At 56.2% G+C, this 13,793-nt stretch carries 9 protein-coding genes; all 9 read right to left on the bottom strand.

From position 1 onward, the window contains the following. Positions 1-22 precede the first annotated feature (22 nt). Complete coding sequence (locus A3466_RS01995; protein ID WP_063449171.1) at positions 23-1,171, bottom strand: MFS transporter; 1,149 nt, start codon at positions 1,169-1,171, stop codon at positions 23-25. Positions 1,172-1,445: 274 nt separating this feature from the next. Further along, on the bottom strand, positions 1,446-2,309 hold the full coding sequence (locus A3466_RS02000) for a dimethyl sulfoxide reductase anchor subunit family protein (protein ID WP_063449172.1): 864 nt from the start codon (positions 2,307-2,309) through the stop codon (positions 1,446-1,448). A gap of 1 nt (position 2,310) precedes the next feature. Continuing rightward, positions 2,311-2,928, bottom strand: coding sequence for a DMSO/selenate family reductase complex B subunit (locus A3466_RS02005; protein WP_017384545.1), 618 nt, complete (start codon positions 2,926-2,928; stop codon positions 2,311-2,313). 10 nt (positions 2,929-2,938) lie between these two features. Beyond that, on the bottom strand, positions 2,939-5,383 hold the full coding sequence (gene dmsA / locus A3466_RS02010) for a dimethylsulfoxide reductase subunit A (RefSeq protein ID WP_063449173.1): 2,445 nt from the start codon (positions 5,381-5,383) through the stop codon (positions 2,939-2,941). 211 nt (positions 5,384-5,594) lie between these two features. After that, a complete protein-coding gene (serS, locus tag A3466_RS02015; protein WP_063449174.1) occupies positions 5,595-6,887 on the bottom strand; it encodes a serine--tRNA ligase in 1,293 nt (430 codons plus the stop codon). Between the two features lie 92 nt (positions 6,888-6,979). Then, on the bottom strand, positions 6,980-8,323 hold the full coding sequence (gene rarA, locus A3466_RS02020) for a replication-associated recombination protein RarA (protein ID WP_063449175.1): 1,344 nt from the start codon (positions 8,321-8,323) through the stop codon (positions 6,980-6,982). 9 nt (positions 8,324-8,332) lie between these two features. Further along, positions 8,333-8,947, bottom strand: coding sequence for an outer membrane lipoprotein chaperone LolA (lolA, locus tag A3466_RS02025; RefSeq protein ID WP_003858270.1), 615 nt, complete (start codon positions 8,945-8,947; stop codon positions 8,333-8,335). Positions 8,948-9,074: 127 nt separating this feature from the next. Then, positions 9,075-12,704, bottom strand: coding sequence for a DNA translocase FtsK 4TM domain-containing protein (locus A3466_RS02030; protein ID WP_063449176.1), 3,630 nt, complete (start codon positions 12,702-12,704; stop codon positions 9,075-9,077). Between the two features lie 135 nt (positions 12,705-12,839). Then, positions 12,840-13,334: a leucine-responsive transcriptional regulator Lrp gene (gene lrp, locus A3466_RS02035; protein WP_000228469.1), complete on the bottom strand. Its 495-nt coding sequence runs from the start codon at positions 13,332-13,334 to the stop codon at positions 12,840-12,842. Between the last annotated feature and the right edge of the window lie 459 nt (positions 13,335-13,793).

Consider the following 13,793-nt stretch of genomic DNA (forward strand, 5'->3'; position numbering starts at 1 on the left):
TCATCGACAGGCTTTTAATTCATCAGGCGTGTGCCACCGGCGTGGGATGCTCGCCGACTTTTCGCAGCAGCATTAACAGATAGATAAACGACACGCTGGCGATCATGATAAACAGCAGGTTATCAGAGTAGTTTTGCATGAGCATGGAGGTGAAAGTCGGCCCCAGCAAGCTGCCGATGGTGTAGCTTAGCAATAAAGCCTGGTTCATCGCCACCAGCTGATGATGCTCTACTTTCTCACAGGCCCAGGCCATCGCGACGGGATAGAGCGTAAAGCCCGCAGCCCCCAGAATGAACAGCGCAGGCGCCATCGCGGCGTTACTGAGCATGGCGAGACAGCCCATGATCACCACAAAAACCTGTACGCGCAGCACCAGCAGGCGACCAAAACGATCGGCCAGACGACCGATCGGCCATTGACCTACAATCCCTGCGCTGACCATGACTGCCATCCAGAAACCGATCCCGGAATCGCTGACGCCCTGATGGTTGAGATAGAGCGGCATCAGGCCATAGAGTGAACCCAGCACAATCCCGGAGATGATACAGCCGTTAACGCCTAAACGCGCCTGACGAAGCCTGAGCATCGGCCAGACGTGCGTAGCTTCCTGATGCTCACTGCTCTGATTCACGATTCGGGTAAAGAGCAGCGGCAGGACCGCAGCCAGCACCATGCCCGTTACCCACGGCAGTACGCTCATCAGGTCGGTTGGGAATTTGCTGACCATCAGTTGTCCCAGAACGGTACCGACGTAATACACCATCATGTAAGCCGCCAGCAGACGCCCACGGTTACGTGAGGTGCCGCTGCACATCAGCGCACTTTCCACCACCACCCATATCATTGCGCAGCCGACGCCCGCAATAAAGCGCCAGACCATCCAGCTCCAGAAGCCGACCATCAGGCCTAAACCGGCGCATCCGACGGCAAAGATCAGCGACGCCAGATAATAACTACGGTTAAAACCAAAACGCTTAATAAGGCTGCCCGTTAATAAGGTGCCCAGCAGATTTCCCGTAAAAAAGGACGAGCTAACCATACCCACCTGCCAGGTCGGTAAGTTTTCATGGGCCAGCCAGAGCGGGACGAGTGTGTTTAACACCGCGATCGCCAGGGTCAGCAAAAGCAAGCCACAGAGCAACAAAAGCACCGGGCGGGTATAGGTGGTCATGGATTAAAAACCGTGAGGAAGTTCAGATTTCGTGCGCATCATGCCACTGGCAAAAACAAAGTCAATCCACCGATTCAGGCGTCACGCACGATATGCGCCATGTCGATTTAAAAAACTCATCCTGCTAATGCAAAGCCTGCTACAGATATTAATTATCTATTTGTTTTTATTTATATCCGGGAAATTCTTAAGCGAAACATCAGTTGAAAAATTTCATGAATGAAAAAAGAAAAGCCGGGCGCTATGTCCCGGCTTTATATAACAAAAATCAAAACTAGCTGGCGATAGCCATACCGACCGTCATATGTAAACCGTAAAACACGCCGCGACCAATCAGTTCCCCGGCCAGCACCAGTACAAATGCCAGCGACAGCAACGGTAGCGCGGGCTGGTAGCCTTTAAGCTGAGGGGCAACCCAGCAGACCAGCGCCGCCGTCAGCAGCACCACGCGCCAGGCCATCAGCGAACCGTATTCCGGCACCAGGGCCGAAGCCTGTTGGATAGAGCTGTGAATCGTCGCCAGCTCCGCTCCCTGCATCAGCGCCACAACGGTACTGATGACCAGTGCCAGCAGCGAGACCGCAGGCAGCAGGCGCATCGCCCAACCCGTAACGCCGGCCACGCGCAGCAGCAGATAACCCAGCAGCGGGCCGCCAATGAACATCGTCAGGAAGAAGCTCATCGGTGTCCAGACGCTGTACCAGGTCGGAACGGTGTCAATCGTGTTGTACACCCGAACCATCATCCAGACGAATACCACACCCAGTACCATGGTGACGATAAGCCACAACACGCGTAACACTGACGGCAGCTTGTTCACCGCTGCCAGCAGCCACCCCAGTCCGCCTACGGCAAAGAAGATTGCGCCGCTGGCAATCTCATTACTCAGCGAAGAGGCGCCCACGCGATTCAGGGAGTTGAACGCGCGCATTGGCGAACCCAGGTGCAGCGTGGAGGCGATAAAGCCAATGCCCATCAGCACCCACAAACCGAACATACTGAGTACCAGACGCTGCTGCCGTTCGGCACTGAGATTACCTTTCATAAGCGCCAGCGCGAGGACAATAAACCCGCCCACCACGCACTGCCCAAAGACCGTGAAGATCATCAGCGGCCATTCATGCCATCCACTTCCCATCTCACACCTCCTTCGGGTTTGCCAGGTAGCCGGTGGTATCACCCGTCGGACGGCTGTTGGCGTTAGGTTTAATCACAATACTCGGCTTCGTGAAGTGCGCAGACGGCAGCGGCGCGACGGCGGCAAGCTGGCCGTGTTTTTTGCGCAGCTCCTCAATCGGGCCAAAGTCCAGCGCGCGCAGCGGGCAGGACTCGACGCAGATGGGCTTTTTGCCGTCCGCGACGCGGCTGTGGCAGCCGTCGCACTTGGTCATGTGGCCTTTGGCGGCGTTGTACTGCGGCGCGCCGTACGGGCAGGCCATGTGGCAGTAGCGACAGCCGATGCAGACGTCCTCGTCCACCACCACAAAGCCGTCGTCGCGCTTGTGCATTGCCCCGCTCGGACAGACCTTGGTACAGGCCGGATCTTCGCAGTGGTTGCAGGCAATCGACAGGTAATAGGCGAAGACATTCTGATGCCAGACGCCGTTGTCCTCCTGCCAGTCGCCGCCCGCGTATTCATAGATACGACGGAAGCTGACGTCCGGGGTCAGGTCTTTGTAATCCTTGCAGGCCAGCTCGCAGGTTTTGCACCCGGTGCAACGGCTGGAATCAATAAAAAATCCATACTGGGTTGTCATCGGTTACTCCTTACGCCTTTTCAACCTGAACGAGGTTCGTGTGGGATGGGTTGCCCTTCGCCAGCGGCGACGGACGCTGCGTAGTGAGAACGTTGATGCAACCCGCCTGATCGATGCGGTTCGCATCCGGGTTATACCAGGCCCCTTCCCCCAGCGCGACAACGCCCGGCATCATGCGCGGCGTCACTTTGGCTTCGATATGCACCTCGCCACGCCCGTTGAAGATACGTACGCGATCGCCATTACTGATGCCGCGCGCTTTCGCATCCATCGGGTTGATCCACATCTCCTGTCGGCAGGCTGCTTTCAGTACGTCAACGTTGCCGTAGGTAGAGTGAACACGCGCTTTATAGTGGAAACCGGTCAACTGAAGCGGGAATTTCTCCGTCAGCGGATCGTTGTAGTTTTCGAAACCAGGCGTATAGATCGGCAGTGGATCGATAACGTCCCCTTCCGGCAATTCCCAGGTCGCGGCAATTTTTGCCAGCTCTTCCGAATAGATCTCGATTTTGCCCGACGGCGTGGTCAGCGGATTGGCCACCGGATCCTCACGGAAGGCTTTGTACGCCACGTGATGCCCGTCCGGGTCGCGCTGTTTGTACATCCCCTGCTTGCGGAAGGTATCGAAGTCCGGCAGGTCTGGAATGGCTTTGCGGGAGAGCTCATGCAGATGGCGCATCCACCCTTCCTGTGTGCGTCCCTCGGTGAACTGCTGCTCAACGCCAAGACGTTTCGCCAGCTCGGACGTCATCTCATAGATGGTTTTGCACTCGAAGCGCGGTTTGATGGCCTGGTCAGTGAAGATCACATAGGACATGTTGCCGCAGGAGGCGTCCAGCGCAAAATCCATCTGCTCAGAGGCGGTGCAGTCTGGTAGCAGGATATCGGCATACTTCGCCGACGAGGTCATATGGCAGTCGATCACCACAATCATTTCGCACTTCTTATCATCCTGCAAGATTTCGTGGGTGCGGTTGATTTCGGAGTGCTGGTTGATCAGGCAGTTGCCGGCATAGTTCCAGATCATTTTGATCGGCACATCCAGCTTATCTTTGCCCCGAACGCCGTCGCGCAGCGCGGTCATTTCCGGGCCGCGCTCGATCGCGTCAGTCCACATAAACATGGAGATGCTGGTCTGAACCGGATTATCCAGCGTTGGCATACGTTCAAACGGTACTTCATATGAGCCTTCACGCGCGCCGCTATTACCGCCATGAATGCCGACGTTGCCGGTCAGAATCGAAAGCATAGAAATGGCGCGGGTGGCAATTTCGCCATTCGCGTGGCGCTGAGGTCCCCAGCCCTGGCTGATATAAGCCGGTTTGGTTGAACCAATTTCACGTGCCAGCTGAACAATACGTTCGACAGGAATGCCGGTGATAGTGGATGCCCACTCCGGGGTTTTCGCCACGCCGTCGCTGCCCTGGCCAAGAATATAGGCTTTATAGTGCCCGTTAGCCGGTGCGCTGGCTGGCAGCGTCTTCTCGTCGTAACCGACGCAGTATTTATCCAGGAACGGCTGGTCGACGAGGTTTTCAGTAATCATCACATACGCCAGCGCATTGACCAGCGCCGCGTCGGTACCAGGGCGGATGGGGATCCACTCGTCTTCACGCCCGGCGCCGGTATCGGTGTAGCGCGGATCGACAATGATCATACGTGCGTTGGATTTGGCGCGCGCCTGCTCAAGGTAATAGGTTACCCCGCCGCCGCTCATGCGCGTTTCGCCCGGGTTGTTGCCGAACAACACCACCAGTTTACTGTTCTCGATATCCGACGGGCTGTTGCCGTCTGCCCAGCCGCCGTAGGTGTAGTTGAGGCCTGCGGCAATCTGTGCGGAAGAGTAGTCGCCGTAATGGTTGAGATAGCCGCCGCAGCAGTTCATCAGGCGCGCTACCAGCGTTTTACCCGGCGGCCAGGAGCGGGTCATGGTGCCGCCAAGCGTTCCGGTGCCGTAGTTCAGGTAGATGGATTCGTTGCCGTACTCTTTGATCAGGCGCTGCATGTTGGTCGCGATAATATCGTAGGCTTCGTCCCAGCTAATGCGCTCGAACTCCCCTTCCCCACGCTTACCGACACGCTTCATCGGATATTTCAGACGATCCGGGTTATAAACGCGACGGCGCATTGAACGGCCACGCAGACAGGCACGAACCTGATGTAACCCTTCGTAGTTATCATCGCCGGTATTATCGGTTTCTACGTATTTGATTTCACCGTCCACCACGTGCATACGCAGTGGGCAGCGGCTACCGCAGTTAACGGTACAGGCACTCCACACCACTTTTTCCGGGGCTGAAGCGGGAGACAGAGCCTCCGCCGCCGACGCCAGTCGGGTAAAGGGGAGCGTAAAGGCGCTGCTGGCAACAGCCAGGCCGCCTATTGCCGTGGTTTTCATCAACCCACGGCGAGTGACCTCGGCAGCCATTAACGCTTCAGGCGCTTTGATTTTCATAAAGACTCACTTTGGTTGCTCACAAAGAAAAGAGAGGCGGTGCAAACCGCTATGTAGTTTTATATATAACGAAAAGCTACGTTATCGGTGTTTTATGCTAACTTTCGTTCGGAGGAGTATTACTACTTTAGAGGGAGGAGGTATTGCGTCGTATCAAATCAGAGATATAAAAAAAGCGCCCTGAGGCGCTTTTTTGTTTTGAAGCAAAATATTAGCCGATGAACTGCTGGCCTTTCATGTAAGGACGCAGCACCTCAGGGATCTCAATGCGACCGTCTGCCTGCTGGTAGTTCTCCAGCACGGCCACCAGCGTACGACCAACCGCCAGACCAGAACCGTTCAGGGTATGAACCAGACGGGTCTTCTTGTCGGACTTGCTGCGGCAACGCGCCTGCATACGACGCGCCTGGAAATCCCAGACGTTAGAGCAGGAAGAGATTTCACGGTAGGTGTTCTGCGCAGGTACCCACACTTCGAGGTCGAAGGTTTTGCAGGCGCCGAAGCCCATATCCCCGGTGCACAGCGCCATACGGCGGTAAGGCAGCCCCAGCAGCTCCAGCACTTTTTCCGCGTGGCCAGTCATCTCTTCCAGCGCATCCATCGATTCTTCCGGACGAACGATCTGTACCATCTCAACCTTATCGAACTGGTGCATACGGATCAGGCCGCGAGTATCACGACCGTAAGAGCCCGCTTCAGAACGGAAGCACGGAGAGTGCGCGGTCAGTTTGATTGGCAGATCGTCTTCGTCGATGATCTCGTCACGCACCAGGTTGGTCAGCGGCACTTCCGCGGTTGGGATCAGCGCGTAATTGCTGCTGTCTGCTTCCTCGTCCAGCGGACGGGTGTGGAACAGATCGCCGGCAAATTTCGGCAGCTGGCCTGTACCGTACAGCGTATCGTGGTTAACCAGATACGGTACATAGGTTTCGCTGTAGCCGTGCTGCTCGGTGTGCAGATCCAGCATGAACTGAGCCAGCGCGCGGTGCAGGTGAGCAATTTGCCCTTTCATCACCACGAAGCGAGAACCGGTCAGCTTAACCGCTGCCGCAAAGTCCAGGCCCGCGTGCATTTCGCCCAGCGTCACGTGATCGCGCACTTCGAAGTCAAACTCGCGAGGCGTACCCCAGCGTTTCACTTCAACGTTGTCGTTTTCGTCTTTGCCGACAGGCACACTGTCGTCAGGAATGTTCGGGATCGCCAGAGCAATATCGCGAATTTCAGCCTGAAGAACGTCCAGTTCAGCTTTCGCCTTATCCAGCTCTTCACCCAGCTTGTTCACTTCCAGGCGTAATGGCTCAATGTCTTCCCCGCGCGCTTTCGCCTGGCCAATGGATTTCGATCGAGAATTACGCTCTGCTTGCAGATTTTCAGTTTGTACCTGCAAAACTTTACGACGCTCTTCAAGAGCGCGCAGCTTATCTACATCCAGCTTAAAGCCCCGGCGTGCCAGTTTTTCAGCGACTGCGTCTGGCTCATTACGCAGCAGATTGGGATCGAGCATGCTTATCCTGTGCTTATCGAATTAAAAAAGGAAAAAGTGACCACAGCCTGCGGCCACAGAGATATATTGCCAACATTACCGCAACGATTGAACTAACGGTAGCGTTTTATAGGGCTATTTTGATCCTGTCCGGCAAGCCAGGCGAGCTTTTCGCCAATCTTACCCTCAAGACCTCTGTTTGTAGGGTGATAATAGCGGGTTTGTGCCATCTCCTGCGGGAAATACTCCTCCCCAGCGGCGTAGGCATTGGGTTCATCATGGGCGTAGCGATACTCCTGCCCGTAACCCATCTCTTTCATCAGCTTTGTAGGGGCATTGCGAAGGTGTACCGGAACGTCGTAATCCGGACGTTCACGTGCATCCGACATCGCCGCTTTGAAGGCGGTATACACTGCATTGCTTTTCGGTGCGCAGGCCAGATAGACAATCGCCTGAGCAATGGCGCGCTCACCCTCCGCAGGCCCGACGCGGGTAAAGCAATCCCAGGCGGAAAGCGCGACCTGCATGGCGCGCGGATCGGCATTGCCGACGTCTTCCGACGCAATCGCCAGGCAGCGACGCGCGACATATAACGGATCGCCACCGGCGGTGATAATACGCGCATACCAGTAGAGCGCCGCATCCGGCGCACTGCCGCGCACGGATTTATGTAACGCAGAGATAAGGTCGTAGAAACGGTCGCCTTTATTATCGAAGCGCGCGCTGCGTTCACCGGCAATTTCGGTGAGCAGTTCAGGCTTCAATACGCGCTTGCCCGCATCGTCCACTTCAGCCATATCGGCCATCATTTCGAGCGTGTTCAGCGCCCGACGGGCATCACCGCTCACCAGTTCGGCGATCGCAAGACGCGTCTCGTCCGGCAGAATGATATCCTGCCCGCCGTAACCGCGCGCTTTGTCGTCCATCGCTTGCGTCAGAACCTTTTCGATATCTTCCGTGGTCAGCGATTTAAGCAGATACACGCGCGCCCGGGACAGCAGCGCAGAGTTCAGTTCAAACGACGGGTTTTCCGTGGTGGCGCCGATGAAGAAAATCGTACCGTCTTCAATGTGCGGCAGGAAAGCATCCTGCTGACTCTTGTTGAAGCGGTGTACTTCGTCGACAAACAGAATGGTGCGACGTCCGGCATTGCGGTTTTGTCGCGCCCGCTCGATCGCCTCGCGGATCTCTTTCACCCCCGACGTGACCGCCGAGATGCGCTCAACGTCCGCGTTGGCATAGCGGGCAATCACTTCAGCGAGCGTGGTTTTTCCGGTGCCGGGTGGCCCCCAGAGGATCATGGAGTGCAGATGCCCGGCCTCGATGGCGCGCGGCAAGGGTTTCCCCGCAGCCAGCAGATGTTGCTGACCGATGTACTGCGCTAAATTTTCTGGCCGCATACGGGCGGCCAGAGGTTGAAACGCATTATCTGAAAAATCGAGCGACAAATTGCTCACTCATGCCTCTTACTTATTGCGTTGGTCATCCACCGTTACGCCCTGCGGCGGGGTAAAGGTGAATTTCGATGCATCAACAGCGCCGTTTTGCTGAGACTTCAACTGATAGCTGCTGCGCTGATCGTCCTGCTCAACCGCGCCAAACTGATTGATGGTGCCGTTGCTGCTCACGTTAATGGTGAACTGCTTCAGATTACCGTTGCTGCCTTTTGGCGTCAGGACAAACTCGTCGCCGTTTTGTTTAATGTTGTACTGCTGCCAGTCGCTGGACTGGTTACGGGCAATGAGCATAAACGGCGTATTGCTGGTCGCGTCTTTCAGCCAGGTGGCGGTCGCCTGCTCAACAAACGGGTTGTAGAACCACAGGGTTTTACCGTCAGACACCAGAACGCTTTCATCCGGCTGGGTCATGTGCCAGTTGAACAGATTTGGGCGTTTCACCCACAGATCTCCCTGCCCTTCCTGCACCGCGTTGCCGCTGCCGTCAGTCACTTTTTGCGTGAAGCTGGCGTGGAAGCTGCTCACTTTATCCAGTCGGCTTTTAAGGTCGCTGGCTGCATCAGCCCAGACGCTGCTGGCAACAAAACTGGAGAGTAATGCACAGGCGATGGCGATTTTTTTCATTGTTATTCCTTAAAATACGTCTTCCCGATATGGGGTTTCCGTTTCTATTCTGTACCTGCCCGAAGGCAGGCGACAGAAGAATATGCTTAATTTTTGCTGATTTACCCTTCTTTGCAATCGCTGAAGGTTACTCAAACGGCGGTGGCGCCAGCACCTCACGGTTACCGTTGTGCCCCTGTTCGCTCACGATGCCCTGCGCTTCCATCTGCTCAATGATACGCGCCGCGCGGTTGTAGCCGATACGGAACTGGCGCTGCACGCCCGAGATGGACGCTTTACGTTTTTCGGTGACGAAATTAACCGCCTGGTCGAATAACGGATCCAGCTCTTCGCCGCCGTCAAAACCACCGCCGCCACCTTCGCTTTCGCTGTCAGAGGTGATGCCGTCAACGTATTGCGGACGCCCACGCGCTTTCCAGTCCTGCACAACCGCGTGCACTTCCTGGTCGCGAACAAACGCACCGTGAACACGCACCGGCGAGGTGGAGTTCGGCCCGGAGTAGAGCATATCACCCATTCCCAGCAGCGACTCTGCTCCGCCCTGATCAAGGATAGTACGCGAGTCAATTTTACTCGACACGGTAAACGCGATACGGGTCGGGATGTTTGCCTTAATAAGACCGGTGATAACGTCCACGGACGGACGCTGCGTAGCCAGAACCAGGTGGATACCCGCCGCACGCGCTTTCTGTGCCAGACGTGCAATCAGCTCTTCCACTTTCTTACCAACGGTCATCATCAGGTCGGCAAATTCATCCACCAGCACCACGATGTAAGGCAGTTTTTCCAGCACCGGATGTTGGGCATCCATGCTGTCACCCGGCTTCCAGTATGGGTCCGGAATCGGACGACCCATGCGCGCCGCTTCGGCGATCTTCTCGTTATAACCGGCAAGATTACGCACGCCCAGCGCCGACATCAGCTTGTAGCGACGCTCCATTTCATTGACGCTCCAGCGCAGTGCGTTGGCGGCGTCCTTCATGTCGGTGACCACTTCCGTCAGCAGGTGCGGAATGCCTTCATAGACGGACAGTTCGAGCATTTTCGGGTCGATCATGATGAAACGCACGTCTTCAGGCTGCGCTTTGTAGAGCATACTGAGGATCATGGCGTTCACACCGACCGATTTACCGGAACCGGTGGTACCCGCAACAAGCAGGTGCGGCATTTTCGCGAGATCGGCAACCACCGGATCGCCCGCAATGTCTTTCCCCAGCACCACGGTCAGCGGGGAAGGATTATCGCGGAACTTGGTGTTGTCCAGCACTTCACGCAGATAGACGGTCTGGCGTTTTTTGTTTGGCAGCTCAAGGCCAACGTAAGGCTTGCCTGGGATCACTTCCACCACGCGAACAGCCACGGTCGACAGGGAACGCGCCAGGTCGCGGGAGAGGTTAGAAATACGCGCCGCTTTTACGCCCGGCGCCAGGTTCAGTTCGAAACGGGTGATCACCGGGCCCGGTGAGTAGTTCACCACGTCCGCTTTAATACGGAAGTCAGCCAGACGCGCTTCCACCAGACGGGCCATCTGCTCGAGGGCAAAGGTATCAACCGGCTCGACTTCAGCCGGTGGCGGCGTTAACAGATCCAGCGACGGCAGCGGCGTGCTTGGACGTTGCAGCGGGCGGCTGTCTCCGTTACGCATCAGCAGCGGATGAATCAGGCTCTCCTGCGGCTGCGGTGCCGGCTGCTGGAACTGTGGCTGTGGCGGTTGGGCAGGCGTCTGTGGTTGAGTATACGCCTGTGGCGCTGGCGCCTGACGCACCGGTTCCGCTTCCGGCATTACGCTCGGCGTGAACAGCGGTTCGCTTGGACCGTCATCCACCAGATCTTTCATCGGTGAGAATTCGAAATCCGACAGCGAGAACGGGTTTGCCCCCGAAGGCTGCTCACCGGAATAACGCTGCTGCTGCGTAGCGGCAAACTGGCGCGCCAGCTCCGCTTCGGCCGCATCATCGTCGTCCTGGTGTGAAGGCACGTCGTGCTGATACTCGTCGCCGTAGCGCTGATTCTGCTGGGCGGCAAACTGACGCGCCAGCTCGTCCTGATGCAGTTCGTCTGCATCATCTTCGTAGTCAGAACCACGCGCTTTCTCTTCCGCCATACGCTGGGAAGGCAGTTTAATGCCATAAGAGGCCAGCTCCCGGCGAGTCGGTACGCGCACGCGGTTAGGGCGCGGCAGCTGTGGGCCAATGCCCTCTTTAACCTGAGGGCGCGGGGCGCTGTCGGTTGCCGGGCTGAATAGCGGAGCGGATGCGGCAGCGGCTGCCGTTGCCTGCTTCACGGCTTCAGCACCCAACGCAACGGCTGGCGTAGGATCTACAGGTGGAACGCTTACAGGAGGCGCTTTTGCAACAGGCTCCTGTACCGGCTCGGGCACAGGCTGATACCAGGCGGCAAGCTGCTCGCGCTCACGGGCACGGCGCTCTTCCACTTCTTCAAAATAATACAGGGGCGGACGAGACGGCTTCGCTTCCTCGACCACTTCGGGTTCTGGCTCCGGCGCAACGTAGGGCTGTTCATGTACAACGGGTTCTGGCGTATAAGCCTGATACGATTGTTGCGGCTCGGTGACAGGCTCAGGCGGCTGATACGGCTGCTGCCACTGCTCCTGCTGAACGGGAATATAGCTTTCTGGCTCAGGCGCGATGGTCGGCTCAGGCGTATGGACGCCTGGCGCAGTCTGCCAGTCTACCTGCGGTTGCTGGATGGCGGACTCCGGGGCAGGCACAGGCGAGGACGGCATCACGGCTTCAACAGGTGCAACATAGGCCTGCGCCGCCGTCGTTGCGGCAGCAGCGGCGGCTACCGGTTCAGTCACGGAATGACCATTCAGCAGCGGATCGTATTCGTCATACTCTCCCGGCGTGGCTCGATGACCAGAGAACAGTACGTCATCAGGATCGACGGCCGCACCGCGATACTCAATCTGCTCGTCTTCATCCATACGTTTGCCGGAGAACAGTGCGGCATCCGTTTTACGGCCTAACGGGTTCGCAAATTTTTCAGCGACGCGCTGGCGGCGCGCCAGAGCACCGCGCAGAATACGCGCGCGACGAGACTCACGACGCTCATCAGGCGCATCGTCTTCGTCATACTCATCTTCGTATTCATCTTCATCGACCCACGTATCGTCACGACGGGTACGGTTGCTGGCGAACGTCAGCAGCGTCAGAATAAAGCTGCCGATCTTCTCAGCAATGCTCACCCATGACCAGCCGGTAAACAGCGTCAGCCCCGCCGCCCAGATACACAGCAGCGCCAGCGTGCCGCCGCTGCTGTGAAGCATCGGTTGCAGCGCGGAGCTCAGCAGGCTGCCGATCACCCCGCCGGAGGCGAAATACCAGATATCATCGGCGTTGATTGCCGCCAGCCCACAGGAGGTGAGGATCAGCGCCAGGGCGCCAATCAGGCGCAGCGAAACGGCAAAATAATCGATGTAGTCGTCGTTCTGTCGATGACGCCAGGCAAACCAGCATCCGCCAATAATGATGACGGGAAGGGTATAGGCCATCACACCGAAAATGAAAAAGAGCGTGTCCGCAAGCCAGGCGCCGGGAACGCCGCCTAAGTTATGGATAGGCTCATGCCATGCGGTTTGTGACCAGCTGGGATCTGAGGGATTGAAACTGAGTAAGGCGGCCATCAGCCAGACGGCAAAAAGGGCAATAACAATCAGCAAAGCCTCGAGGAGACGACGTCCGCTGCTTAGCTTCGATAGTGTGACTTCTTTGTCTTCAGTGTATTCCTGGCTCAAGAAAGGCTCTCCAGGTATCAGGCATGTCCTGCCTGTGTGCTAAAACGGACAACAGCGCCGGGTATCCCCGGCACTGTTGCTGTATGGATTAACAGGAGTGTAATCAAACTACACTGATTTTGCACCTGTTCCGTGTTAGCGCGTCTTAATAACCAGACGATTGCTCTGTTTGACCTCTTCCATCACCACATAAGTACGGGTGTCGTTCACGCCTGGCAGACGCAGCAGGGTTTCACCCAGCAGCTTACGGTAGGCGGACATATCGGGCACACGGGTTTTCAACAGGTAGTCGAAATCACCGGAAACCAGATGACACTCTTGAATTTCTTCAAGTTTTTGTACAGCGGCGTTAAATTGCTCAAACACATCCGGTGCACCACGATTCAGAGTAATCTCAACAAATACCAGAAGTGAGGCATCCAGATAATGCGGGTTCAGCAGAGCCGTATAGCCCTGGATAAAACCCTGTCTTTCCAGTCGACGCACACGCTCAAGGCACGGCGTCGGGGAAAGTCCCACACGTTTTGAAAGCTCGACGTTGGAAATACGCCCATCCTTTTGCAATTCATTAAGAATGTTACGATCGATACGGTCGAGATCTTTGCCAGGGCGCTTCTTGCTATCTACCATTATTATTGTCTCTCTGTATTCCTTCCCTACTCCTGCCTGGACCCTGTGCACATCACTGTTCAGAGCCTGCACCCGTTATTCATCACATCGCCTGGTTATGTATTAGACGCGATGTGGATTCGGGTTCTGCGGTAAGAAGACCGTTGCCCGAAAGCAGTCACAGACATCACGTATGGCATCTGTCCACACCATGCGTAGATTTCACTGACCCGGTAAAAATGGCATTTACGTGCATGTCTATTCGGCATGCAGTTCATGCGTCTTTTTTTCTTCCTTGAATGTTTTCGCAAAAGCGCAGGGGATTGTCAAAGCAAAACATCGATTTTTAGTACAAGATGCCGGATATTCATTACGGAGGGGTATTAATCCTCATTTTATTGCCTTATAAACGCGCGATTTTCAGTAGCAGACATGATATGTACGCATATGATTCATAGGGCGCGGCTATTGCATATATCG

Origin of the sequence: Enterobacter genomosp. S (assembly GCF_001631805.1) — a bacterium.
Taxonomy (GTDB): Bacteria; Pseudomonadota; Gammaproteobacteria; order Enterobacterales; family Enterobacteriaceae; genus Enterobacter; species Enterobacter quasihormaechei.